23 protein-coding genes are annotated in these 23,268 nt (G+C 71.4%); 14 read left to right on the top strand and 9 right to left on the bottom strand.

The window, feature by feature from the left end; translation table 11 throughout:
- Nucleotides 1-38 precede the first annotated feature (38 nt).
- A complete protein-coding gene (locus OG435_RS17320) occupies nt 39-458 on the bottom strand; it encodes a hypothetical protein (protein ID WP_266877746.1) in 420 nt (139 codons plus the stop codon).
- A gap of 262 nt (nt 459-720) precedes the next feature.
- Nucleotides 721-1,155 (bottom strand): hypothetical protein, encoded by a 435-nt coding sequence (locus OG435_RS17315; RefSeq protein WP_266877745.1) that lies wholly within the window; start codon nt 1,153-1,155, stop codon nt 721-723.
- A gap of 389 nt (nt 1,156-1,544) precedes the next feature.
- On the opposite strand from OG435_RS17315, the gene OG435_RS17310 reads away from it, so the two are divergent.
- Nucleotides 1,545-2,306 carry a hypothetical protein gene (locus OG435_RS17310; RefSeq protein ID WP_266877744.1) on the top strand — a complete coding sequence of 254 codons (762 nt, stop codon included), beginning with the start codon at nt 1,545-1,547 and terminating at the stop codon, nt 2,304-2,306.
- Nucleotides 2,307-2,377: 71 nt separating this feature from the next.
- On the opposite strand, the gene OG435_RS17305 is transcribed toward OG435_RS17310, so the two are convergent.
- From OG435_RS17305 to OG435_RS17290, 4 genes are all read right to left on the bottom strand, one after another.
- Nucleotides 2,378-2,809 carry a hypothetical protein gene (locus OG435_RS17305; protein ID WP_266877743.1) on the bottom strand — a complete coding sequence of 144 codons (432 nt, stop codon included), beginning with the start codon at nt 2,807-2,809 and terminating at the stop codon, nt 2,378-2,380.
- Nucleotides 2,810-2,889: 80 nt separating this feature from the next.
- On the bottom strand, nt 2,890-3,324 hold the full coding sequence (locus OG435_RS17300) for a hypothetical protein (RefSeq protein WP_266877742.1): 435 nt from the start codon (nt 3,322-3,324) through the stop codon (nt 2,890-2,892).
- Between the two features lie 274 nt (nt 3,325-3,598).
- On the bottom strand, nt 3,599-4,000 hold the full coding sequence (locus OG435_RS17295; protein ID WP_266877741.1) for a hypothetical protein: 402 nt from the start codon (nt 3,998-4,000) through the stop codon (nt 3,599-3,601).
- Nucleotides 4,001-4,159: 159 nt separating this feature from the next.
- Nucleotides 4,160-4,714 carry an EF-hand domain-containing protein gene (locus OG435_RS17290; RefSeq protein ID WP_266877740.1) on the bottom strand — a complete coding sequence of 185 codons (555 nt, stop codon included), beginning with the start codon at nt 4,712-4,714 and terminating at the stop codon, nt 4,160-4,162.
- 99 nt (nt 4,715-4,813) lie between these two features.
- Between OG435_RS17290 and OG435_RS17285 the strand changes: the two genes are divergently transcribed.
- From OG435_RS17285 to OG435_RS17275, 3 genes are all read left to right on the top strand, one after another.
- Nucleotides 4,814-6,427: an aldehyde dehydrogenase family protein gene (locus tag OG435_RS17285; RefSeq protein ID WP_266877739.1), complete on the top strand. Its 1,614-nt coding sequence runs from the start codon at nt 4,814-4,816 to the stop codon at nt 6,425-6,427.
- Between the two features lie 71 nt (nt 6,428-6,498).
- Nucleotides 6,499-6,912 (top strand): hypothetical protein, encoded by a 414-nt coding sequence (locus OG435_RS17280; protein WP_266877738.1) that lies wholly within the window; start codon nt 6,499-6,501, stop codon nt 6,910-6,912.
- An 84-nt stretch (nt 6,913-6,996) separates the two neighbouring features.
- A complete protein-coding gene (locus OG435_RS17275) occupies nt 6,997-8,466 on the top strand; it encodes a S28 family serine protease (protein ID WP_266877737.1) in 1,470 nt (489 codons plus the stop codon).
- Nucleotides 8,467-8,511: 45 nt separating this feature from the next.
- On the opposite strand, the gene OG435_RS17270 is transcribed toward OG435_RS17275, so the two are convergent.
- Both OG435_RS17270 and OG435_RS17265 read right to left on the bottom strand, forming a co-directional pair.
- Nucleotides 8,512-10,392, bottom strand: a complete 1,881-nt coding sequence (locus tag OG435_RS17270) for a glycoside hydrolase family 3 protein (RefSeq protein WP_266877736.1) — start codon at nt 10,390-10,392, stop codon at nt 8,512-8,514.
- A gap of 10 nt (nt 10,393-10,402) precedes the next feature.
- Nucleotides 10,403-11,359, bottom strand: coding sequence for a LysR family transcriptional regulator (locus OG435_RS17265; RefSeq protein WP_266877735.1), 957 nt, complete (start codon nt 11,357-11,359; stop codon nt 10,403-10,405).
- A gap of 108 nt (nt 11,360-11,467) precedes the next feature.
- Here OG435_RS17265 and OG435_RS17260 point away from each other — a divergent pair, with 108 nt between their 5' ends.
- Complete coding sequence (locus OG435_RS17260; protein WP_266877733.1) at nt 11,468-12,436, top strand: EamA family transporter; 969 nt, start codon at nt 11,468-11,470, stop codon at nt 12,434-12,436.
- 62 nt (nt 12,437-12,498) lie between these two features.
- Here OG435_RS17260 and OG435_RS17255 read toward each other — a convergent pair whose 3' ends face one another.
- Nucleotides 12,499-13,374, bottom strand: a complete 876-nt coding sequence (locus OG435_RS17255) for a helix-turn-helix transcriptional regulator (protein ID WP_266877732.1) — start codon at nt 13,372-13,374, stop codon at nt 12,499-12,501.
- A gap of 208 nt (nt 13,375-13,582) precedes the next feature.
- On the opposite strand from OG435_RS17255, the gene OG435_RS17250 reads away from it, so the two are divergent.
- The 9 genes from OG435_RS17250 (at nt 13,583) to OG435_RS17210 (ending at nt 23,264) form a co-directional block, all read left to right on the top strand.
- Nucleotides 13,583-13,774 carry a hypothetical protein gene (locus OG435_RS17250; RefSeq protein WP_266877731.1) on the top strand — a complete coding sequence of 64 codons (192 nt, stop codon included), beginning with the start codon at nt 13,583-13,585 and terminating at the stop codon, nt 13,772-13,774.
- 1 nt (nt 13,775) lies between these two features.
- Nucleotides 13,776-14,579, top strand: coding sequence for a hypothetical protein (locus OG435_RS17245; RefSeq protein ID WP_266877730.1), 804 nt, complete (start codon nt 13,776-13,778; stop codon nt 14,577-14,579).
- 200 nt (nt 14,580-14,779) lie between these two features.
- Nucleotides 14,780-15,361: a GNAT family N-acetyltransferase gene (locus OG435_RS17240; protein WP_266877729.1), complete on the top strand. Its 582-nt coding sequence runs from the start codon at nt 14,780-14,782 to the stop codon at nt 15,359-15,361.
- 295 nt (nt 15,362-15,656) lie between these two features.
- The gene (locus tag OG435_RS17235; RefSeq protein ID WP_266877728.1) at nt 15,657-16,241 is read left to right on the top strand and encodes a cysteine hydrolase family protein; all 585 of its coding nucleotides are present in this window, start codon (nt 15,657-15,659) and stop codon (nt 16,239-16,241) included.
- 43 nt (nt 16,242-16,284) lie between these two features.
- The gene (hypE, locus tag OG435_RS17230; RefSeq protein WP_266877727.1) at nt 16,285-17,310 is read left to right on the top strand and encodes a hydrogenase expression/formation protein HypE; all 1,026 of its coding nucleotides are present in this window, start codon (nt 16,285-16,287) and stop codon (nt 17,308-17,310) included.
- Between the two features lie 23 nt (nt 17,311-17,333).
- The gene (gene hypF / locus OG435_RS17225; protein WP_266877726.1) at nt 17,334-19,781 is read left to right on the top strand and encodes a carbamoyltransferase HypF; all 2,448 of its coding nucleotides are present in this window, start codon (nt 17,334-17,336) and stop codon (nt 19,779-19,781) included.
- The gene (locus OG435_RS17220; RefSeq protein ID WP_266877725.1) at nt 19,778-21,112 is read left to right on the top strand and encodes a diaminobutyrate--2-oxoglutarate transaminase family protein; all 1,335 of its coding nucleotides are present in this window, start codon (nt 19,778-19,780) and stop codon (nt 21,110-21,112) included. Before hypF ends, OG435_RS17220 begins: the two co-directional genes overlap by 4 nt.
- Nucleotides 21,113-21,184: 72 nt before the next feature.
- The gene (locus OG435_RS17215; RefSeq protein WP_266877724.1) at nt 21,185-21,898 is read left to right on the top strand and encodes a hypothetical protein; all 714 of its coding nucleotides are present in this window, start codon (nt 21,185-21,187) and stop codon (nt 21,896-21,898) included.
- Nucleotides 21,885-23,264, top strand: a complete 1,380-nt coding sequence (locus OG435_RS17210) for an MFS transporter (RefSeq protein ID WP_266877723.1) — start codon at nt 21,885-21,887, stop codon at nt 23,262-23,264. Before OG435_RS17215 ends, OG435_RS17210 begins: the two co-directional genes overlap by 14 nt.
- Nucleotides 23,265-23,268: the final 4 nt, after the last annotated feature.

Genomic DNA, 23,268 nt, shown 5'->3' with positions numbered 1-23,268 from the left:
TTCCCGGGGGCGCCGTTGTGTGTGGGGGTCTGGCTTCGTCAGTGGAGCTTGGCCTTGAGGTCCTTCTTGAGCTGGTTCTTGACCGTCTGCTTGTTGACCTTGTTCAGGTTTCCGCCCGTGCCGGTGCCGTCGCCGCCGACGGCGGTGGCGTCGCCGCTGTTGATGGCGTCGGCGCTGGAGTTGCCGCCCGTGGCGTTGCCGGTGGTGATGGTGCACTTGCCCTTGCAGCTCCCGACGCCGCTGTCGGCGTTGCCGCCCTGCGAGGTGCCGCCGACCGTGGTGTTCTCCGCGTTGGCGTCACCGCCGGTCCCGATGCCGTCCGCGCTGTCGTCCTGGACGAAGGAGACCGCGTGCTGCGGGGCGGCCATCGCGGTGGCGGGGAGGGCGATGCCACCACCCAGCAGGGCGACGGAAGCGGAGGCGAGGACGATGCGGCGGGTCGACAGGATCTTGAACATGGTCGTTCTCCATTCGGAAAAGAAAAAGAGGGGGGAAAGGGATTCGGGGCGTTTTCCCTGCCCTCTGACTTTTCCGGTGTTTCCCGGTGAGGGCGTACTTCAAATAAACCCGATATCGGAATCTGCGTCACGCCACTCGCATTCGGGGCTTGACGTAGATGGTAGATCTTGGTAATTCCCGTTGGTGGTCGGGAAGGGCTGTGGCGCACGTCGGCGCCCCCGGGATTCCCGGGGGCGCCGTTGTGTGAGGTGGTGGCTGGGCTCAGTTGCCGAGCTTGGCCTTGAGGTCCTTCTTGAGCTGGTTCTTGACCGTCTGCTTGTCGACCTTGTTCAGGTTTCCGCCCGTACCGGTGCCGTCGCCGCCGACCGCGGTGGCGTCGCCTGTATTGATGGCGTCGGCGCTGGAGTCGCCACCCCGGGCGTCTCCGGTCGTGATGGTGCACTTGCCCTTGCACTTACCGACGCCACTGTTGGCGTCGCCGCCTCGGGAGTCACCGCCGACGGTCGTGTTCTCCGCGTTGGCGTCGCCACCGGTACCGATGCCGTCCGCGCTGTCGTCCTGGACGAAGGAGGCCGCGTGCTGCGGGGTGGTGGCCGGGGCGGCCATCGCCGTGGAGGGGAGGGCGATGCCACCGCCCAGCAGGGCGACGGAAGCGGAGGCGAGGACGATGCGGCGAGTCGAGAGAATCTTGAACATGGCCGTTCTCCATTCGGAAAAGAAGGGGGATTCGGGAATCCGAGGGGGAATTCCCTGCCCTCTGCTTCTTCCGGTGCTTCCCGGTGAGGGCGTACTCCAAATAAACCCGATCGCGGGATCCGCGTCACGCCACTCGCATTCGGGGCTTGACGCACCTGGTCGATTTTGGTAATCCTCGCCAGCCCCACCCGCGACCCCCGAGGTTGGGCAACACGCCGTGTTCGGGTGAATCCGTACGGTGGGGGGATCCGCGCGATAGCGTCGGCCCGACCAAACCCCAGGGGATCCCCGCGTCCGTATCTCACCGGACGTATCTGACCGGCGGCCTCGGCGCGCGCACGCTTGGCCACAGTCGAATTACTCCGCACACGAATCCCGGAGAATTTCCGATGAACGAGCGTTCCTGGACCCGTCGCATCGTGCTGGCCACGGCTTCCGTGGCACTGGCCGGCGGCTTCGCCCTGCCCGCGACCGCGATGGCCGCACCGGCGGCCCCGTACTACGGCCACAGCAGCATCAGCGCCCTCGTGGGCGCAGCTTCCCCCGGAGCCTGTGAAGGCTTCTGCCAGGGGAGCAACAACATCGCCACGGGCGAGGGTGCCTCCGGCAGCTGTACGGGCCTGTGCCGCGACAGCACCAACACCGCCGTGGGCGACCGCGCCTCCGGCCTGTGCACGGGCCTGTGCGGCGACAGCACCACCACCTCGGTCGGGGCGGGTGCGTTCAACGAGTGCTCGGGCCTCTGCGGCACCAGCACCAACACCGCGGTGGGTGACGGGGCCTCCAACCGGTGCAACGGCCTCTGCTTCGACAGCGTCAACACGGCGGTGACCGCCGACGTACTGAGCCGTAGCAGCCACACGGCCGCGAGCTCGACCGGGAAGACGGTGCGGGGCGGGGACGAGGGCGGCGGGGGCGACCGCAGGGTCGGCGACGCCAGTGCCGTCAGCGGCTCTGCCAACGCCGAGAACACCACCGTCGGCGGCACGGCCACCTCGGGCCCCGCCACCTCCGGTGTGGGCACGTGTATCGGCAGGTGCACGATCACCACCGGGAACGCGACGAGCGGCAACGCGAGTGCCGACGCGATCAACTCCGGCGACGCGACCGCGGTGAGCGGTGACGCGACCGCCACGGGCGGCAACGCCTGACAGCGGGCACACGACGGCGCCCCCCGGGATTCCCGGGGGGCGCCGTTCTGCTGGGTGGCGTGCTGGGCTCACTAGTGGAGCTTCGCCTTGAGGTCCTTCGTCAGCTGGTTCTTGACCGTCTGCTTGTCGACCTTGTTCAGGTTGCCGCCCGTGCCGGTGCCGTCGCCGCCGACGGCGGTGGCGTCGCCGCTGTTGATGGCGTCGGCGCTGGAGTCGCCGCCCCGGGCGTCTCCGGTGTCGATGGTGCACTTGCCCTTGCAGTTGCCGACGCCGCTGTTGGCGTCGCCGCCTCGGGAGTCGCCGCCGACGGTGGTGTTCTCGGCATTGGCGTCGCCACCGGTACCGATGCCGTCCGCGCTGTCGTCCTGGAGGACGGACACCGCGTGCTGCGGGGCGGTGGCCGGGGCGGCCATGGCGGTGGCGGGGAGGGCTATGCCACCCCCCAGGAGGGCGACGGAAGCGGAGGCGAGGACGATGCGGCGGGTCGAGAGAATCTTGAACATGACGGTTCTCCATTCGGGGGAAAAGAAAAGAAGGGGGGAGGGAGGGGGTGGGATGGAAAAGCGGGAAGGGTCCGGGGTGATTACTTGCCGAGCTTGGCCTTGAGGTCCTGCTTGAGCTGGTTCTTGACCGTCTGCTTGTTGACCTTGTTCAGGTTGCCGCCCGTGCCGGTGCCGTCGCCGCCGACGGCGGTGGCGTCGCCGCTGTTGATGGCGTCGGCGCTGGAGTCGCCGCCCCGGGCGTTGCCGGTGGTGATGGTGCACTTGCCCTTGCAGTTGCCGACGCCGCTGTTGGCGTCGCCGCCTCGGGAGGTGCCGCCGACCGTGGTGTTCTCGGCGTTGGCGTCGCCACCAGTGCCGATGCCGTCGGCGCTGTCGTCCTGGAGGACGGAGACGGCGTGCTGCGGGGCGACCGAAGGAGCGGCCATCGCCGTGGCGGGGAGGGCGATGCCACCGCCCAGCAGGGCGACGGAAGCGGAGGCGAGGACGATGCGGCGGGTCGAGAGGATCTTGAACATGGTCGTTCTCCATTCGGAAAGGGAAGGGGATTCGGGAATCTCTTCCGGCGGAATGATCCGGGTGATTTCCTGCCCTCTTGACTTTCCGGGAGTTCCCGGTGAGGGCGTACTTCAAATAAACCCGATGGCGGGATCCGCGTCACGCCACTCGCATTCGGGGCTTGACGCCGGGAGTGGCCTCGCGTAAAAGCGCTGCTCGCGTCTCCTCGTACGCGCACCGGAGCCCCGGGTCCGTCGTGCGGACCCGGGGCTCCGGTGTGCTCCTGCGTCGACCTCACGTCCTCGCGTTGTTGGGGACGGTCGGGTATCCCAACGCCGTGTCGTCGAGGTGCTCGGGCGGCCCGCAGGGGGCGGCCACGCACTGCCACTCCGGCTTGTCGGGAGCCTGGAAGACCGGGGGGCTCTCGGGAGAGTGCTTGCCCGGGCGCTTACCGTGCTTTCCCTTGCCCCACTTTCCAGGGCTGTCCTCGGCGGGCTGATCCGTGCGGATCCGGCCCTCGTCGGAGTCGGTGCGGAGCAGGAGGGTGGACTCGTTGCCGGTGTCGTCCGCCCTGACCGCGTGCGAACTCGCGGGGGTGGCGGCGAACGCGGCCGCCGGCGCGAGCACGCCGCCCGCGACGATGGCTGCCGAAGCGGCGAACAGGACGAGGCGCGGCTTCCTGGAAACGTGGTTCATGACTGCTCTCCTCTGGTCAGCGGGGCTGCTGGGGGTTCGTTCCAGTACGCCCCGCCGGCCGAGCGGAGTCACGCCCCGACATCTCGCGGCTTGACGGAACGCGGGTCTCCGGTTAAGCCGCGCCCGGGGTCGGAGCTCCCCGGGCCAGAGCTCCGGGGGCTAGAGCTCGCCGAAGAGCAGGTTGCCCGGGGCGTCCTCCTCGGTGCCGGTGTAGTACTCCCGCACCGCGCCGAGGAGCTCGTCCACCGAGAGGAACCCGTCGTGGTCCGCGTCGATCCGGGCGAAGAGCGCGTCCGTGTCCTCGCGGCTCAGCTTCGTGTCGAAGGCCGACTGGGCCTTCTGGAACTCCTCGGGGCTGATCCGCCCGTCGTCGTCCTTGTCGGCGACCAGGAGCATCGCGTGCGCCATCGGCCGGAACGACTTGTCGTAGGCCGCGCCGCCGTTCTGGAAGAGGCGCGTCATGCCCTGCTTGTACTCCTGCGGCGTGACCTTCCCGTCCCGGTCCAGGTCCAGCTCGGTGAAGAGCTCCTGCCAGAAGTCGACCAGCCCGCCCATCACCTGGGTCGCCTTGGGGGAGGTCGCCGGCTCCCCGAGGGCCGACAGCAGGCGGGAGCCGAGCCCGATGATGTCGTGCTCGTCGATCACCTGGTCCTCGTTGACGTCCAGGTGGGCGAAGGCGCGGTCCAGCTTGCGGTCGAGCAGGTCGTTCGTCATTTCAAGTGCCTCTCACGGCTACGGTGCGGGGTCTTGCGTGCACGTAGCGTAATCTCCTGCGTGATCACGAACTCCCGTTATCCCGCTAGGAAGTTGTGGATGCACTCTTACGAGGTATGGGTCAACGGCGCCGAGGAGCCCGGCACCCGTTGGGTCTACTGGCCCCGGGTGGGGCAGCTGCTCCGCGAGCCCTTCGAGGTGCTCGGGCTCAAGGCCCGGCTGGAGCGGGGCGAGGAGCTGCCGTACGACGACCGGCTGCTGGCCGGCCGCGTCGCCATGTCCACCCCCGGGCAGGGCCTGCGCGCCCTGGCCGCCGCCCGCGCCGCCCAGCCGGGATGGGCACGGATCCCGCTCGCGGACCGGCTGGAGCTGCTCCACGGAGTCCACCGGGCCGTGGTCGGGCGGCGCGAGGAGCTGACCGGGCTGCTGGTCGCCGAGGGGCACCCCGTACGGCTGGCCGCCTGGGAGCTGGACTCCGTGACCGCCTCCTTCCACCCGGACTCCGTCGCCGACTTCGCCGGGCGGCTGCGGGAGCCCGAGCGGACCGCGGCCGGCCGCCGTACCCGTATGGTCCGCAAGCCCGACGGGGTGGTCTGCCTGAGCCCGCCGCGCAACGCCCCGACCTCCAACTCCTTCTACGGGGTCCTGGCGCTCGCCGCGGGCAACAGCCTGGTCGTCAACGCGCCGCCCACCGCCCCGCTGGGCATCAGCTTCGTCTACCGGGAGATCGTGGCCCCGCTCCTGGAGCGGATCGGCGCCCCGCCCGGCACCTTGAACGTGGTCTGCACCCATGCCCGCGCCGTGGTGCGCCAGTGGCTGGACAGCCCCGACTGCGACGACCTCGTCTTCTTCGGCGGCTCCGAGCAGGGCCTCAAGCTGGAGCGGGAGTGCGTGGCCGCGGGGAAGAAGCCCGTACTCGAACTGTCGGGCAACGACGGGGTGCTGGTGTGGCACGACGCCGAGGCCGATCTCGCCGCGCGGGCCCTGTGCGAGCGCTACTACGGCTCCGGGCAGATCTGTATGACCCCGAAGTTCGCCATCGTGCATCCGGAGGTGGCCGACCTGCTGCTGAAGGAGCTGATGGAGCAGGTGCGGGAGATCCGGCCCGGTCCGCCGGAGGACCGGCGCACGGTGCTGAGCCCGGTGGTGAAGCGGGCGGAGTTCACCGAGTTCCTCGGTGAGGTGCTGGCGGCCGGCGGGGAGCTGCTGTGCGGCGGGGAGTTCGTCGACGTGGACGACGAGCCCGCGGCGCAGGGGCCGTTCATCCGCCCGGCGGTCGTCCGGGTGGACGGGCTGGCCCGGGCCGCCCGGTTGCGCGCCTTCCGGGAGGAGACCTTCTTCCCGCTGCTGTGCGTGGTCGTGCCCGAGGCGCCGGTCCGGCTGGAGGAGGCCATCGGCTTCCTCAACGCCAACCGCTACGGCCTGCGCAACTCCCTGTGGAGCCGGGACGAGCGGGTCGTCGAGCGGTTCTGCGAGGAGGTGGTCAACGGCGGCATGCTGAAGGTCAACGACTCGCACATCGGCTGCCTGCCCCTGCTTCCGTACAACGGCGGTACGGGAGCGACGGGCGGGATCTTCGGCGAGGCCAACATGCCCGCCGTGCGCACCACGCACCTCCAGTCGATCGCCGTGGCCACCCTGGTCCGGCCGCGGGAGGCGGTCTTCGACCACACTGCGGCGTGCGGGTCCGGGCCGGCGGGCTCCACGGGCTGAGTTCTTGTCCCGAGCAACCATACGAGGCGGCTCGGCGTCGTACGAACGTACGCAGTTTGTACGTACGACCGATGGGGGACAGGGTGTTGAAGGCGCGCAACGGGCGCGGGCGATGGGCCGCCTGCGCCGGGGTGATCACCATGACGCTGTCGCTGGGCGCGGCCGGACTGCTGGCGGCGCAGCCCGCGCAGGCGGCGGGCAGCAGGTGTGCCGGGAACCTGGTGCGGACGCTGCCCTTCTCCACGGGGGAGGTGCGCGTCTACAAGACCCGCGACCAGGCCTGCGCGATGGCGGTCGCCCGGGAGCCCGGTCAGCGACGGGCGATGTCGGTGAGCATCCAGCCGCGCGGCGGCTTCCCGGTGCGCGATGCGGGGCAATTCACCCGGTACGCCGGACCTGTCACCGCCCATGCGATCAACCGCTGCGTGTATGTAAAGGGGAGTGTAGGAGCCGGATCCGTCGATTCCGGCTGGATCCTTTGCTGATGGAGCGGCCCAACTAGGTCTGTTCAGCCGCGTGTTCCCCCGGCTAGGTTCACGGCGACCGATGTGAACTCATGGGGAGTGTGAATGCGCAAGAAGCTCGGATGGCTGCTGTCGCTCGCGGTGCTGATCGGCACCGCGGGTGCGGCCGGCACCACGGCGCAAGCGGCCACCGCCGCGGAACCGTCCGCCGTCACGGATGCCACCGCCACGGATGCCAAGGCCGCAACGGAAGACATCAAGGACCGGATCCTCGCGATCCCCGGGATGAGCCTGATCGAGGAGAAGCCGTATCCCGGCTACCGCTTCTTCGTCCTGAACTACGAGCAGCCGGTCGACCACCGCGCGCCGTGGAAGGGCACCTTCAAGCAGCGCCTGACCCTGCTGCACAAGGACGTCACGCGGCCCACGGTGTTCTTCACCTCCGGCTACAACGTCAACACCAGCCCGCGCCGCAGTGAGCCGACGACCATAGTCGACGGCAACCAGGTGTCACTGGAGTACCGATTCTTCACCCCGTCCCGGCCCGATCCGGCGAACTGGTCGAACCTCGACATCTGGCAGGCGGCCAGTGACCAGCACCGCGTCTTCACCGCCCTGAAGAAGGTCTACAAGAAGAACTGGCTGGCCACGGGGGGCAGCAAGGGCGGCATGACGGCCACCTACTTCGAGCGCTTCTACCCGCGGGACATGGACGGCGTCGTCGCGTACGTCGCCCCCAACGACGTGGTGAACAAGGAGGACTCGGCCTACGACCGGTTCTTCGCCAAGGTCGGCACCAAGGAGTGCCGCGACAAGCTGAACGCGGTGCAGCGCGAGGCGCTCGTGCGCCGCGAGCCGCTGGAGGCCAAGTACGCGGTCGCCGCCGCCGAGAACGGCTGGACCTTCACCACCGTCGGCAACCTCGACAAGGCCTACGAGGCCGTCGTGCTCGACTACGTGTGGGCCTTCTGGCAGTACAGCCTGCTCGCCGACTGCGCCACCATCCCGGCCGCCGCCACCGCGACGGACCAGGAGATCTGGGACACGATCGACGCGATCTCCGGCTTCTCGGCCTACGCCGACCAGGGCCTGGAGACGTACACCCCGTACTACTACCAGGCGGGCACCCAGCTCGGTTCCCCCGACATCAAGCAGCCCCACCTGGGCAACCTGAGCCGCTACGGCTACCAGCCGCCGCGCAACTTCGTGCCCCGCGACATCCCGATGACCTTCCAGCCCGCGGCGATGCGGGACGTGGACACCTGGGTGAAGCACAACGCGAACCAGATGCTCTTCGTCTACGGGCAGAACGACCCGTGGGGTGCCGAACCGTTCCACCTCGGCTACGGGGCCCGCGACAGCTACGTGATGACCGCTCCGGGCGCCAACCACGGGGCCAACGTCTCCAAGCTCATGGATGCCGAGAAGGCACTGGCCACCGAGAAGATCCTCAAGTGGGCCGGAGTGGCCCCGGCCGCCACGCCGACCGGTGCGGCGAAGGCGGCGCCGCTGGCGAAGCCGGACGCGCAGCTCGACCAGCGCGACATCGAGCGCGAGCCGATGCTGCGCCCGTAGCTCCGTAGGAGGACCCCGGGAAGGGCCGCGGGAGGGGTACGGGGACTACCCGTACGCCAGCCCGTGGCCCAGCGGGTAGCGGCCCGGCACCGGGACGGGCAGGCGCCCGACGGGCCGTACGGTCCCGGTGAGCACCCGGGCCGCCGCCCGCAGCTCCACGTCCGTCCAGGTGTAGGTGGCCAGCTCGGCCGCGCACCGCGGCAGCCGGGCGGGGTCGTAGGGATTGCGGATCGCCACCAGGACCACCGGCACCCCGGTGGCCAGCAGCCCGGTGACCAGCTCGCGCTGCGGGCTCTCGCCCTCGGGGACGTTGTACGTGCACACGAGCACGGCCGCGTTGCCGGGTGCGGCCGCCACCGCGCGGGCCGGCGGCAGGGCCGTGGCCCGGCAGCCCAGCGCGGACAGCTCCCGGGCCAGTACCGAGGTAGGGGGCCCCGTCGTACCCGTGGGGGAGGCCGGGTCGGTCCCGGTGACCAGGAGCAGCGGCCGGTCCGCCGGATCCAGCGGCAGCAGCCCCACCGGGTTGGCCAGCAGGGTCGTCGTACGGTCCGCGATCTCCCCGGCGGCCGCCAGGTGCGCCGGGATGCCGACCACCGCGTCCACCGTGTCCATCGCCCGCGCGGTGTCAGCGTCCCGCTCCGGCGCGTCGAACAGCCCGCGGCGGGCCTTCAGCTCCAGGATCCGCAGCACCGACTCCTCGATCCGGGCCCGCGTCAGCTCGCCGGACTCCACGGCGGCCAGCACGCTGCGGACGGCCAGCCCCAGGTCCGGCGGGTTCAGCAACTGGTCGCAGCCCGCCTTCAGGGCCAGGACCGGGACCCGGTCGTCCCCGTACTTCTGGCGGACCCCGGCCATGTCGAGGGCGTCGGTGACCACCACTCCGCGGAAGCCCAGGCGTTCGCGCAGGATCCCGGTGACGATCGGCCGCGAGAGGGTCGCCGGATCCCCCGAGGGGTCGAGCGCGGGGAAGACGATGTGCGCCGTCATCACCACGTCCACGCCCGCCTCCACGGCCGCCCGGAACGGCGGCTCGTCCAGCTCCTCCCACCGGGCCCGGGTGTGCGTCATCAGCGGCAGCCCGACGTGGCTGTCGGTGCCGGTGTCCCCGTGCCCTGGGAAGTGCTTGGCCGTGGCGGCCACCCCGGCCCCCTGGTAGCCGCGGATCTGGGCCGCGACCAGGGCCGCCACGGCGTGCGGGTCGGCGCCGAAGGACCGTACGCCGATGACGGGGTTGGCGGGGTCGACGTTGACGTCGGCGACGGGGGCGTAGTTGTGCCGGATGCCCATGGCCGCCAGCTCGGCGCCCGCGAGGCGCGCGGCCCGGCGGGCCTCGGCGGTGGACCCGCCGGTGCCCAGGGCCAGGGATCCCAGCGCCATGGCGCCCGGGAGCAGGGTCGCGGGCCGGCCCACGCGGGCGACGGCGCCGTGCTCCTGGTCGATGGAGAGCAGCAGCGGGATGCCCGCGACCCCGTTCGCGGGGGCCGTGGCTGCCCGCTGGAGCCCGGCCGACAGCTCGGCGATCTGGCGCGGGGAGCGGGTGTTGTGCGCCCAGCCGAAGTAGACGATCCCGCCGAGGTGGTAGCGGGCGACCAGCTCGGCGGGGGTGCGCACCCCGAACGCCCGCTCGTTGAGCGCGGCGTCCTCGGAGTCGGGTTCGGTCGCCGAATGCCCGTAGACCCGCGACACGAAGAGCTGCCCGACCAGTTCGGCCAGGCCCATCCGCTCCATCGCCTCGCGCGGCGCGGCCCCCGACGAGTGACGGGCGGTGGAGCGCCCCGGCGCGCGGTCCCCCGGCCGGGCGTCGTCGGGGGCCGGGCCGCCGGGGCCGCGGGCGGGGCCCACCGTGGCGGAGGCGGCCCCCGCGGCGGTGGCGGCGGCCACGGCGGCGACGGTGAGCAGGGTCCGGCGGGAGGCGTGGTTCGGCACGCGCCGGACGCTACTGCGGGGCGGGGCCTCCGGAGCGGGGGACACTCGCGGAGTCCCCCGGACGGGGGGCGACCAGGGGCCAGTGTTCGCGCAGGGTCCGTACGGTCTCGGTGATCGCCGGCCGGCGGGCCGCCCCTGTCCGCCACAGGGCGTACAACCGGCGTACGGGGCCCGGCTCCAGCGGTACGGCCACCGCGCCGGGCGGCAGCGTCCCGGTGCCCAGCCGCGGTACGACGGCCACCCCGAGCCCGGCGGCGACCAGCGAGACGATGGTGTGGTTCTCCTCGGCGACGTGCGTGATGTCGGGCTCGAACCCGGCCGTGCGCAGGGTCCGCACCAGCCAGTCGTGGCAGACCCGGCCGGGCGGCTGGCACACCCAGCGCTGCCCGCCCAGGTCCGAGCGGTGGATGACGGTGCGGGAGGTGAAGGGGTGTCCGGCGGGCACCAGGAGGTCGCAGCGGTCGTCCCCGATCACCGCCTGCTCCACGCCCTCGGGGGCGGGCAGCGGGGCGATGTCCCAGTCGTGGGTCACGGCCAGGTCGGTGACCCCGCGCGAGACGAGGTCCATCGACAGGTGCGGATTGATCTCCGTGAGCCGTACTTCCAGGGCCGGGTGACGCCGGGCCAGGTCCGCGAGGACCCCGGGCAGCAGGCCACGGGCGGCCGAGGCGAAGGCGGCGACCCGCAGCCGGCCGACGGGCTGGCCGCGGGACTCCTCCAGCGCGGTCTCCGCCTGCTCCGAGATGTCCATGAGCTGCTGGGCCGTGGCGGCCAGCAGTTTGGCCTCCTCGGTGAGGGCGACCCCGCGGCCGTGGCGTTCGAGCAGGGTGGTGCGGGTCTCCCGTTCCAGCTTGGCGATCTGCTGGGAGACGGCGGAGGGGGTGTACCCGAGGGCGGCCGCGGCGGCGCCGACCGAGCCGTGGACGGAGACGGCGTGCAGGGCGCGGAGCCGGGAGAGGTCGAGCATGTCCGGCAGCTTAGGGCGCGGGCAGGGCAGTTGGATGAAGCAACGCTACATCCGACCCTGAAGACATCCGTGCTGGTGCTAAACGGTTGATGAGTCGATGCTCGGAGCATGCGACCCATTCACATCGCCCTGGCGGTCCTCGTGGCCGCGGTATGGGGTTTCAACTTCGTCGTCATCGAGTTCGGCCTCGGATCCTTCCCTCCGCTGCTGCTGTCCGCCCTGCGCTTCCTGGTCGCCGCCCTGCCCGCGGTGTTCTTCGTCGGGCGCCCCAAGGTGGCCTGGAAGTGGATCATCGGGGTCGGCGCGGTCCTCGGGATCGCGAAGTTCGGGCTGCTGTTCACCGGGATGGACCGCGGGATGCCGGCCGGGCTGTCCTCGCTGGTCCTCCAGGTGCAGGCGGTGTTCACGGCCGTGTTCGCGGCGGTCGTGCTCAAGGAGCGGCCCGGGCGGCTGCGGATCGCGGGCATGGCCGTGGCCTTCGCGGGGATCGCGGTGGCCGCCGTGGACGAGGGCGCCTCAGGGCCGGTGCTGGGCTTCACCCTGGTGATCGCGGCCGCCGCGTGCTGGGGCGTGTCCAACGTGCTGACCCGCAAGGCGTCCCCGCCCGACGCGCTGAACTTCATGGTGTGGGTGAGCGTGGTGCCGGTGCTGCCGCTGGCGGGGCTGTCGCTGCTGCTGGAGGGCCCGGAGCGGGACCTCGCGGCGCTGCGCGGGCTCGACTGGAGCGGGGTCGGGGTCATCGTGTACCTCGCCTGGATCACCACGGTGTTCGGCTTCGGGGCGTGGGGGTTCCTGCTGCGCACCTATCCCGCTTCCTCGGTGGCGCCCTTCTCGCTGCTGGTCCCGGTCTTCGGGATGAGCTCGGCGGCGCTGGTGCTGGGCGAGGACGTGAGCGGGCTGCGCTGGGTGGCGGCCGTCCTGCTGGTCGGCGGGGTGGCGGTGACCTCGCTGGTCCCCTCGAAGCCCCGGGCCGCGGCGCCCGTCGCGGCGGTGGCCGACCCCGTGTCGGACCCCGGCTCCGCCCCCGCGCCCGGCGCCGGGACGGCGGTTCCGCTTCCGGCGGTGGGCGGCCGCTGAGAGCCGCCCGCTCGGCCTCCGGCGGCCCGGTACGCGTTCTCGCGGCCCGGGCCGCCGACGGGTCAGACGCCGTTGAAGGGCTCCTTGCCCAGCAGATATCCGGCGTGCAGCCGGTTGCGGGCGCCGATGCTCTTCATGATGTTCGCGATGTGGCGCTGGCAATTGCGCAGCGATATCCCGACGACATGAGCGATTCGGTTGTCCGATTCTCCCTGGATGAGCAGGGAGACGATGGTCTGCTGAATGTCGGAGGTAATGGCCGCGCGGGCCGGCCGGTCGTCCTCCGCGGTGAATTTCTCGGCCGCGCTCCAAGCCCGCTCGAAAGCCTCCACGAGAAACGATACGAGGTGGCTGTTTCTCGATATGGCGGCTCCGTGGGATCCGTCCGAGAGCGGCAGGATCGCCACTTCCTCGTCGAAGATGATGCAGCGCGGAAATCCGTGGGCGAGCGTGCACACCTCCGCGCCGAGCGGCGTGACCCGCCCGACGAAGGACGCCGTGGCCGGGCTGAACCGGGCCGTGTGCTGGTACAGGGTCCGCATCCGCACGCCGCGTTCCAGCAGCCGTTCGGTGCGTTCCAGGCTCTCCTGGAGCACCTCCTCGTCCCGGGCCCCGCCGGGCTGGGAGGTCAGTACCTCGGTGCGCGCGCCGTCCGCGAGGCCGGCGATGAGCTTGCGCACGTCCCCCACGCCCGGGACCAGCTCCAGTGCGGTGTCGTCCTGCAGGTGCGCCGTCGTCAGGGTCAACTCATCCAAGTCTCCGCGTAGTTGATCGAGGTGCGTCTGGGTCGCGTTCAGACTGTGCTGCGCCGGATTGAGGACCTTGATGCGCGCGTGGTCCACGGGGTACGGGGTGTAGATGCCGGTCACGGGGCACGTGCTCAGCAGCCCCAGCTCGTCGAGGGCGGTCGCGGCCGCGTCCACCTCCGAGAGGTCCATGTCCAGGGCCTCGGCAGCCGTTTCGCAGGTTGTACCCGGTGTCCGCGTGCAGAACAGGTAGAGACGGTCTCCGGCAGGGGTGAGCCGGGGTATGGGAAAAGAGCGGACTTGTCTGATTGGGTTCAATTCATCCCCCTGTCATGTTTTCGCCAGCGGCAACATGATCCCAGAAAGGGATGGCTCCGGATGTGGCCGAACGGACAGGATGATGCCGAAGCTGATCCGGACCGCAAGACATCTTGAGGGGCAGGCAAGCATGCCACGTATCGCGAGTTTCCTCATCGCCATTGCGGCAGATTTCGCGGTGCCCGTCTTCCTCGCCCCGTCGACGAGTGGTGCGGCGAACATCGCCGATACCACTGGTCCGGGTCAGGTAGTCAACGATCTCGGCTGGGGATGAGATGCCTCGAAGTAAGTCGTACAACACGTACTCCAACCTGCAGCGCCCTGAGTTCCGGGGGCGCGTCGACGAGCTCCTGCTGAAGTTCGAGCGGGACTTCTACGAGCGCAGCGCGGGCGCCGACGGGATGCTCGACAAGGAGAAGTTCGACCTCGAGCTGTACAAGCGGCACAACGTCGAGACGATGATCCGGATCGGCCTCAAGCGTGCCGTCGACCCGCTCGTCGCCAACTACTGGGCCACCAGGGACCCGCAGCTCTGCAAGGAGTGGGGCCTGTACGGCGCGGAGGAGGGCCGCCACGACCGCATGTTCGCCGGCGACCTGCACAAGGTCGGCATGACGGACGAGGAGATCTACGCGATCCGTCCGACCTTCGCCACCGAACTCCTCAACGGCTACTTCTACTACACGATGGCCACGGAGGGCCCGCTGGCCGCGATGATCAGCGGGTTCTACCTGGAGTACATCGCGGGCAAGACCCAGCCCGACTGGCTCGACATCATGGAGCAGCACGTCGGCGCCGACAAGACCAAGGGCGCCCGCGCCCACCTGGCCCTCGACGACGACGACGACCACGTCGACATGGTCTGGAACCTGATCATGCGCGTCATCAAGGACGAGGCCGACGAGGAGCGCTTCGTCGACCACCTCATCAAGATCAACTCGCTGTTCGTGTCCTACTTCGTCGAGGTCTACGCGGCCACCGTGCTCGGTGCCGGCGCGGACGCCTCGCTGCTGACCCAGGCCGCGCCCGCCGCCGCCGTACAGACCAACCTGCAGACGAAGGCCACCGCTTCGGTCTGACCGGCCGGCCCCCACCCGCCGGCGATGCCCTGAAGGGCCGACGCCGCAGCGCCGACGCCTCTGAAGGGCTGAAGGGCCGACACCCCCGCAGTCCGGCGATCCCGGGCATTGCGTTCCAGATGTGCCGCGCGGCCCCCACGGGGGCAGTGCCGCGATGTCCGGGGTCCGGCTGCTCCACCGTCTACTCACCAAGGAAGACGATGCACTATTCATGGCCTCGCGAACTGTCCGAGCGGGACATGCGCGAAATGATCGAGCTGATGGACGCCGTCGCGGTCAAGGAGATGACCCTCGGCTTCTACGAACCGGTGGGCCTGGAGAAGGGCCTGCCCCTGATGCGGGCCTTCGAGGCCGACCTGCGCGAGGGCGCCGTCGACCTCCTCCACGTCCGCAACGACGAAGGCCGCATCGTCGGCATGGTGACGCTCGCCCGGGCCCCGCTGCCGGCCCGGCGCCACATCGTCGAAATGCGCCGCTGCGTCGTGGCCCCCGACCACCGCGGGCAGTTCCTGCTCGAAGGCTGGGCCGAGGCCCTGCGCAAGGTCGGCGAGATGGGCTGCGACGTCATCACGCTCGAAGTCCGCGACGACGGCCCCTCCGTGCTCTGGAAGCGCCTGGGCTTCCGCGAGTACGGGCGGCTGCCCGACTACGCCCGCGCCGACGGCCGCCCCGTCACCGGCTTCTACATGCACGCCCGGCTCGCCGACGTCACGGCCCACTTCGAGGCCACCGGCAGCTGGCTGCACGAGCTCGGATCCGACCGCGTCCCGGTCGCGAGCTGACCGCCCGGCCCCCGCCCGACTTCCGCCCGGCCTCCGGCCGCCCCCTCTGACCTCCGTACCGGCAGGCCGTACGCGCGGCACGTCGTCCGCGCACCCGCCCGAGGTACGCCCCGCGCACCCGCATCCGCGCCCCTCCTCACCGCCGCGCCGCCCCCCCGGGCCGCGCAGGCCCCGCACCGAGCACGCCGTACCCCGCCCCGGGCCGGTCCGCCCGTGCGCCACGGCCCCCCGCGGCCGGCCGGCCGGTGCGCCGCTCCCTCGACCACACCCCTCCACCCCACCGAAGGGCACAGCCATGTCCAAGATCGCCGTCCTGACCAACGACCTCCAGTACGAACTGGTCGAGAAGAACCCGGAGCGCGTCGCCGCCGTCGAGGCCGCGACCCCGCACTTCACCGGCTTCCTCGACGAGATGCGCACCCGCGGCCACCACGTCTTCCACCTGCAGCTGGTCAACGACCCGGACGACCCGAACGCCGAGCGCTACGACGGCTACCTCCCGGTCCAGCGCGGCACCCACGGCGCCGACATCATCGAGGCCTTCCTGGCCCCCGAGGACGTCGTCATGGAGAAGAGCAAGGACTCGGGCTTCTACGAGACCGACCTGCACGACCGCCTCCAGGCCCTCGGCGTGGACACCGTGCTGATCACCGGCATGCAGACGCAGATATGCGTCCAGACCACCGCCGCCGACGCCTTCTTCCGCGGCTACAACATCTGGGTCCCCTCCGACTGCGTCGTCTCGGCCCGCCTGGACGACAAGCAGCGCGCCCTGGACTGGCTGGAGGGCTACTGCGCCACGGTGAGCGACTCCGCCGACGTCATCAAGGTCCTCGACGCCGAGGGCGGGCTGCCCCGCAAGAACATCAAGACCCCGTGACCACGCCCCTCCCCACAACTCCCCGTTCCAGGAAGGCACAGGCATGACCACGAGCGTGGATCCCACCGAATTCATCGTCCTCGACCACGGCACCGGCGCGAAGCTCAGCCAGGACCTGGTCCAGCTCATCGCGGCCACCCTCGGCGACGTGTACGTCGGCATCATGGAGGACAGCGCGGTCCTCAAGATCGAGGGCGACCGCATCGCGATGACCACCGACTCCTTCGTGATCGACCCGCCGTTCTTCGGCAACGGGGACATCGGGAAGATCGCGGTCTGCGGCACCGTCAACGACCTGGCCGTCGCCGGCGCCCGGCCCAAGTACCTCACCCTCGGCATGATCCTGGAGACCGGGCTCCCCGTCCCCAAGCTGGTCCAGGTCCTGGAGTCGATCCGCGACACCGCCCGCGAGGCCGGCGTACAGATCGTCGGCGGCGACACCAAGGTGGTCCGCACGGGCGAGGCCGACCAGATCTACCTGAACACCGCGGGCGTCGGGGTCTTCGAGCGCGAGCCGCTCACCATGACCGACGTGCGCCCCGGCGACAAGGTGATCCTCAGCGGCCCCATCGGCAACCACACGGTGCACCTGCTCTCCATCCGCGAGGGCCTCGGCTTCGAGCAGCGGGTGGACAGCGACTGCGCGCCCCTCAACGGCCTGGTCGACACGGTCCTGTCGAACGTCGCGGCGGGCGCCGTCCGCTCGATGCGCGACGTCACCCGCGGCGGCCTGACCGCCGTGCTCCACGAGTACGCCCACAAGCTCGGCCGCACCATCCGCGTCGCCCAGGACGACCTGCCCATCCAGCACGAGACGGCGATGGCCGCGGACATGCTCGGCATCAACCCGCTGCACTGCGCCAACGAGGGCTGCCTCGCGGTCTTCGTGGCCCCGGAGGCGGAGGCCGACGTACTGGCGGCCCTGCGCTCGCTGCCCTACGGGAAGCACGCGGTCACCATCGGCGAGATCTCCGAGGAAACCGAAGGTCTGGTGCTGCTGCGCGACAAGGACGGCCGCGAGACCCAGCTGGAGGAACTCCTCGGCGCCGAACTTCCCCGGCTCTGCTGAGACAAGGGACCGAGGAAACCGCCATGAGCAGCACCGAGCAGCAGACCGTCACGGAGCGGCCCGCCGGGACCGGCAGCGCCGACAGCAACGCGGGCCGCGCAAGTAGCGCCGGCAGCGCTGTCGAGGAGTGGCGCATCCGCGTCACCGGCGTGGTCCAGGGCGTCGGCTACCGGCCGTTCGTCTACAAGCTGGCCCGTGAACTCGGCCTCTCAGGCTGGGTTCGCAACGACCCCGAAGGCGTGCTGGTGGAGGCGTCCGGACCGGTCGCCGCCCTGGAGGAGTTCGCGGCGGGCCTCAGTGGACGCGCCCCCGAACTCGCCCGGGTGGACGAGGTCCGGCCGACCCGGGGACTGGACCGCGGCACCGTGCCCGCGGGCCCGTTCACCATCGTGCACAGCGAGCACACCGGAGCCCGGTCCGCGCTGCTCCCGGCGGACACCCACGTATGCGGCGACTGCCAGGCGGAACTTCGCGACCCGAAGGACCGCCGGCACCGCTACCCCTTCATCAACTGCACCAACTGCGGGCCCCGTTACTCCATCATCCAGGACCTGCCGTACGACCGTCCGATGACCACCATGGCCACCTTCACCATGTGCCCGGACTGCAAGGGCGAGTACGAGGACCCGATGGACCGGCGCTACCACGCGCAGCCCAACGCGTGCCCGGACTGCGGCCCCCGGCTGCTGCTCCGGGACCGCGAGGGGGGCACGGCCGAAGGGGACGAGGCCCTCCTGCGGGCGGCCCGGGTGCTGGCCGACGGCGGGATCGCGGCCATGAAGAGCGTCGGCGGCTTCCACCTCGTGGTGGACGCGACCAACGCCGAGGCCGTGGCCCTGCTGCGCGGCCGCAAGCGCCGCGACTCCAAGCCGTTCGCGGTGATGGTCCGCGACCTCGTCACCGCACAGGGCCTGGTGGAGCTCTCCGAGGCGGAGATCGACGTCCTGCGCTCGCCGGCCCGGCCCATCCTGCTGGCCCGCAAGCGCGCGGGCTCCCTCCCCGAGTCCGTGGCCCCGCGCAACCCCAACCTGGGGATCATGCTGCCCTCGGCACCCCACCACCACCTGCTGCTGGACGAGCCCGGCCTCGAAGCGCTCGTCGCCACCAGCGGCAACATCTCCGGCTACCCCATCGCCTACCGCAACGAGGAGGCCCTGGAGCAGCTCTTCGAGATCGCGGACGTGATCCTCTACCACGACCGCGACATCGAGATCCGGGTGGACGACTCCGTGGTGCGCCTCTCCGACCACCCCGAACTCGACGAACCGCTGCTCCAGTTCATCCGCCGGGCCCGCGGCTACGCCCCCTACCCCGTGGACGTCGGCCGTGAGCTGGCCCCCGTGGTCGCCCTCGGCGCCGAACTGAAGACGACCGTCGCCCTCACCAACGGCTCCCAGGTCTTCCTCAGCCAGCACGTCGGCGACCTCAAGAACGACGAGACCTTCGCCGCGCACCACCGCACCGCCCGGCACCTGGCGCAGCTGTACGCCCTGAAGCCCGAGGCCACGGCGCACGACATGCATCCGCAGTTCCGCTCCACCCGGGCCGCCCTCGACGACGACGGCACCGGCCCGGCGCTGCCCACCGTGGAAGTCCAGCACCACCACGCCCACATGGCCTCCTGCATGGCGGAGAACCACGTGAGCGGCACCACCCTCGGAGTGATCTTCGACGGCTTCGGCTACGGCGAGGACGGCACGGTCTGGGGCGGGGAGTTCCTCCTGGGGGACTACGCCGCCTTCCGCCGGGTCGGCCGGATGCGCGGCCTGCCGCTGATCGGCGGGGACCAGGCCGTGCGCGAACCCATCCGCACCGGGTACGCACTCGCCCTGGACGCCTTCGACGGGGACGGGGACCGGGCGCTGGCGGGCTTCCCCGCCCTCGCCGTCCTCGACGGGCAGCGCCGGCGGGTCTTCGCGACGATGGCGGCCCGCGGGATCAACTCCCCGCCCACCTCCAGCATGGGCCGCCTCTTCGACGGGGCCGCCGCCCTCGCCGGGGTCTGCGCCACGGCCGAGTACGAGGCCCAGGGCCCGATCGAGCTGGAGGGGCTGCTCGACCGCGACGCCACCCGCGAGCCGCAGGCCTCGTACCGCTTCGGGGCCTACGAGGCGGACGGGCTGACCGAGGTGGACCCGCGGCCCGTGATCCGGGCCATGGCCGCCGACATCGCCGCCGGACTGCCCGTGGAGCGGATCAGCCGCCGGTTCCACACGGCCGTCGTCGACATGGTCCGCGAGCGCTGCAGGGCGCTGCGGGAGGAGACCGGGGTCAACCAGGTCGCCCTCTCCGGAGGCGTGTTCCTCAACGAGTTCCTGCTGCTCAACTGTCTGACCGGGCTGACCGCCGACGGTTTCGACACCTTTGTCCACCGGCTCGTCCCGACCAATGACGGCGGGATCGCCCTCGGCCAGGTCATGGTCGCCGACGCCCGCTCACACCTGAGGAATGGAAGAGGAGTGACGACGTGACCACCCTCACGCCGGACGAGATGTACACCTTCGTCGAGGCGCGCGAATCGGGCGCCCGGACCTACGCCAACGCCTTCGGCCGGCTCCTCGCGGAGGGCCACGGCGCACGCATCCGCGACGGGCACGGCCGCGAGTACCTGGACTGCCTCGCCGCGGCGGGCACCCTCGCCCTGGGGCACAACCACCCGGACGTCCTGGCCGCGGTGGGGGAGTACCTCACCTCCGGTCAGGTCCAGCAGGCACTGGACCTGACCACCCCGGCCAAGTACGAGTACCTCCGGGCGCTGTACGCACGGCTGCCGGGCACCATGGCGGACACCTTCAAGACCCAGTTCTGCGGACCGGCGGGCACCGACGCCACCGAGGCCGCGATCAAGCTGCTCAAGATCGCCACCGGCCGCCGAACGGTGATCTCCTTCCACGGGGCCTACCACGGGATGACGGCGGGCGCCCTCGCCCTCACCGGCAACCTGGGCGCCAAGGAGTCCGTGCCCTCCCTCATGCCGGACGTGCACCACCTGCCCTATCCCTACGACTACCGCTGCCCCTTCGGCATCGGCGGCGAGGCGGGCGTCCGGGCCGGCCTGACCTACATCGAGCGGCTGCTCACCGACCCGGAGAGCGGCATCACCACACCGGCCGCGGTCTTCGTCGAAGCGGTCCAGGGCGAGGGCGGGGTCATCCCCGCGCCGGCGGCCTGGCTGCGCGGGCTGCGGGAGATCACCGCCCGGCTGGACATCCCGCTGGTCCTGGACGAGATCCAGGCGGGCTTCGGACGCACCGGCACCATGTGGGCCTTCGAGGAGTCCGGGATCGAGCCGGACGCCGTCCTCGTGTCCAAGGCGGCCGGCGGCGGCTTCCCGCTGTCGCTGCTGCTCTACCACCGCAAGTACGACGCCTGGACCCCCGGAGCCCACGCGGGCACCTTCCGCGGCAACCAGGTCGCCCTGGTCGCGGGACTCGCCGCCATGCGGGTCACCGAGTCCGAGGGGCTGATCGAAAAGGCCGCCGCCAAAGGCAGGTTGCTCGCCGACCTGCTCGGCCGGCTGGCCGCCGCTCGCCCCGAGATCGGCCAGGTCCGCGGCCGGGGGCTGATGTGGGGCATCGAGATGGTGGACCCCGCGGGCCGCGCCGATTCCCTCGGTTCGCTTCCCGCCGACGGGGCCCGGGCCAAACGCGTCAAGCGCGCCTGCCTGGACCACGGGCTGCTGCTGGAGAGCGGCGGGCGGCACGGCGCCGTGCTCCGGCTGCTCCCGCCACTGGTGATCACCGACGAGGAGATCCACGAGATGGCGGCGGCGCTGGAGAAGGCTCTGATCGACTGCGCCTGAACCGGAGAGGCCGGTTCGGCACGTCGGAGCACGGATCCAGCGCACGGATCCACGGAGAGAAGGACAGAGAACATGACCACGGGAACGAACAACTGCGCCGAGTGGCGGGTCGACTTCGACGCGGAGGTCGTCTTCAGCAACGGAGGCGCCCTGCAGATGCAGGGGTTCCGCCTGGACATCCCCGGTGACGACATCACCGACGGGGACCTGGGCGAACTGATCGTCCGCCACCTCGGACTGCTGATGGTCGGCAGTACGAAGATCACCCGCCGGGAGCTGCTCCAGGAGCCCCACAAGGGCTCCCGCGACACCGGCGCCGCCGGTGCGGGCCGCACCACGACGGACCTGACCGGCCCCGCGACCCGGGCCGACTGGCCGACGGGTGCGGGCGCCACCCCGGGCCTCGCCGGCCTGGTGGACCTTCCCGTGGTCCTGGTCCGGCTCCTCGGAGCCGGAGCGCCGGTCGCCGACCGGCTCGCGCTGGCCCCCTTCGACCTCGCGGGGCACGCCGTCGTCGTGCAGACCGGCCGCGCGGCCGGCCCGTACCTCACCGAGGACGCGGTGGACCTGCTCGCCGGGCAGGGCGCGCTCCTCGTGGCGACCGACAGCCGTGAGGGCGACGGGCCGGTGGCGGCGGCGCTCGCCGCCGCCGGCCTGCCCGCCCTCACGGGCCTGACCGGCCTGGACGCCCTCCCGGCGACCGGGGTCCGGCTGCACGCCGTGCCCTTCCCCGGGCAGGACACCTCATTGATCAGGGTCTACGGAGTAACGGATGACCAGCACTGAACAAGCGGGCCGTGCGGCGGTGGTGGCGACCCCCGCCGCCGCACCGGCCCGGCGGCCCCGCGGGGAACTGGCCGCCGCCACCGTCGGCTCGGTCGTCGAGGCCTACGACTGGACCATCTACGGGATCCTCGCCCCCTACTTCGCCGAGGCGCTGTTCCCCGGCACCTCGCCCACCACCCGACTCATCGCCGCCTACCTCGGCTTCGCCCTCGGCTTCCTGGTCCGCCCACTGGGCAGCGTGCTCATCGGCCGCCTCACCGACACCCGCGGCCGGCGCTACGGACTGACCCTCACGGTCGGCCTGATCGCCGCCGGCTCCCTGCTCCTGGCCGTCGTCCCCGGCTACGCCTCCATCGGCCTGGCGGCTCCGCTCCTGGTGGTCGGGGCCCGGCTGGTGCAGGGCCTGTCGGTCGGGGCGGAGAACCCGAGTGTGGCCGCGTACGTCACCGAGACCGCACCGGCCGGGCGCCGCTACCTTTACAGCGCCGTCTCCTACGGGGGCGTGGTGCTGGGCAGCGCGCTCTCCTTCATCGTCATGAACGTCCTGCTCGCGGTGTTCGGGGAGAGCGGGGTCGAGGACGGCGCCTGGCGCTACGGCTTCGTCTTCGGCGGACTGCTCGGGCTGACCGCCCTGTGGATCCGGCGCGGCGCGGCGGAGTGCGCCGTCTTCACGGCCGCCACCGCGGGCGGGGCCGCGCAGGGAGCGGCCCCGCCCGCGGAGGCGGGGGAGGAGACCGGGGCGGCACCGCCGGCGAGGGCCGCGAGCCCCTGGCCGGTGCTGCGGGCCCATCTCGGGCGGCTCGCCGTGGTGTTCGCCATCACCTCCGGGGCCACCACCACCTTCTACTTCGTCACCGTCGACTTCCCCTCGTACGCCGAGAGCGCCGGGGCCGCCGGCAAGGAGGAGACCTCCGCCGCACTGCTCCTGGGCATGGTGGCGCTCCTCGCGGCCATGCTCGGCGGGGGCAGGGCCGCCGACCGGTTCGGGGCGTTGCCCGTCCTGCGGCTCGGCTTCGCCGGGCTCGCGCTGGGCACCGTACCGCTGCTGCTGGCCATGGACTCCGGACGGGTCCCCGTCCAACTGGTCACCGTGGTGCTGCTCTTCCTGCTGGGCCTGCCGCTCGCGGTGAGCAACGTCTTCGCCGGGCAGCTGTTCCCGCCCGCGGTGCGCGCCGTCGCCGTGGGCCTGCCCACGGCGGCCGCGATCAGCCTGTTCGGCGGCACCTTCCCGATGCTCGCGGAGCTCCTGAGGTCGGCCGGTCTGGGCGCCTGGCTGCCGTGGTGGCCCGCACTGACCGCCGCGGCGGCGCTGGCCGCCTCATGGGCCGTACACGAACACGCCGGTCACGAACACCCCGGTCACTGACACG

Source organism: Streptomyces sp. NBC_01264 (assembly GCF_026340675.1).
Taxonomy (GTDB): Bacteria; Actinomycetota; Actinomycetes; order Streptomycetales; family Streptomycetaceae; genus Streptomyces.
The sequence above is the reverse complement of the archived record's forward strand: the minus strand, read 5'-3'. Positions and strand labels throughout refer to the sequence as shown.

Bases quoted from the DNA above. Each gene is read 5' to 3' on its own strand.
- OG435_RS17320 (WP_266877746.1), bottom strand. From the start codon at position 458: ATGTTCAAGATCCTGTCGACCCGCCGCATCGTCCTCGCCTCCGCTTCC.
- OG435_RS17315 (WP_266877745.1), bottom strand. From the start codon at position 1,155: ATGTTCAAGATTCTCTCGACTCGCCGCATCGTCCTCGCCTCCGCTTCC.
- OG435_RS17310 (WP_266877744.1), top strand. From the start codon at position 1,545: ATGAACGAGCGTTCCTGGACCCGTCGCATCGTGCTGGCCACGGCTTCC.
- OG435_RS17305 (WP_266877743.1), bottom strand. From the start codon at position 2,809: ATGTTCAAGATTCTCTCGACCCGCCGCATCGTCCTCGCCTCCGCTTCC.
- OG435_RS17300 (WP_266877742.1), bottom strand. From the start codon at position 3,324: ATGTTCAAGATCCTCTCGACCCGCCGCATCGTCCTCGCCTCCGCTTCC.
- OG435_RS17295 (WP_266877741.1), bottom strand. From the start codon at position 4,000: ATGAACCACGTTTCCAGGAAGCCGCGCCTCGTCCTGTTCGCCGCTTCG.
- OG435_RS17290 (WP_266877740.1), bottom strand. From the start codon at position 4,714: ATGACGAACGACCTGCTCGACCGCAAGCTGGACCGCGCCTTCGCCCAC.
- OG435_RS17285 (WP_266877739.1), top strand. From the start codon at position 4,814: ATGCACTCTTACGAGGTATGGGTCAACGGCGCCGAGGAGCCCGGCACC.
- OG435_RS17280 (WP_266877738.1), top strand. From the start codon at position 6,499: ATGGGGGACAGGGTGTTGAAGGCGCGCAACGGGCGCGGGCGATGGGCC.
- OG435_RS17275 (WP_266877737.1), top strand. From the start codon at position 6,997: ATGCGCAAGAAGCTCGGATGGCTGCTGTCGCTCGCGGTGCTGATCGGC.
- OG435_RS17265 (WP_266877735.1), bottom strand. From the start codon at position 11,359: ATGCTCGACCTCTCCCGGCTCCGCGCCCTGCACGCCGTCTCCGTCCAC.
- OG435_RS17260 (WP_266877733.1), top strand. From the start codon at position 11,468: ATGCGACCCATTCACATCGCCCTGGCGGTCCTCGTGGCCGCGGTATGG.
- OG435_RS17255 (WP_266877732.1), bottom strand. From the start codon at position 13,374: ATGGACCTCTCGGAGGTGGACGCGGCCGCGACCGCCCTCGACGAGCTG.
- OG435_RS17250 (WP_266877731.1), top strand. From the start codon at position 13,583: ATGCCGAAGCTGATCCGGACCGCAAGACATCTTGAGGGGCAGGCAAGC.
- OG435_RS17245 (WP_266877730.1), top strand. From the start codon at position 13,776: ATGCCTCGAAGTAAGTCGTACAACACGTACTCCAACCTGCAGCGCCCT.
- OG435_RS17240 (WP_266877729.1), top strand. From the start codon at position 14,780: ATGCACTATTCATGGCCTCGCGAACTGTCCGAGCGGGACATGCGCGAA.
- OG435_RS17235 (WP_266877728.1), top strand. From the start codon at position 15,657: ATGTCCAAGATCGCCGTCCTGACCAACGACCTCCAGTACGAACTGGTC.
- hypE (WP_266877727.1), top strand. From the start codon at position 16,285: ATGACCACGAGCGTGGATCCCACCGAATTCATCGTCCTCGACCACGGC.
- hypF (WP_266877726.1), top strand. From the start codon at position 17,334: ATGAGCAGCACCGAGCAGCAGACCGTCACGGAGCGGCCCGCCGGGACC.
- OG435_RS17215 (WP_266877724.1), top strand. From the start codon at position 21,185: ATGACCACGGGAACGAACAACTGCGCCGAGTGGCGGGTCGACTTCGAC.
- OG435_RS17210 (WP_266877723.1), top strand. From the start codon at position 21,885: ATGACCAGCACTGAACAAGCGGGCCGTGCGGCGGTGGTGGCGACCCCC.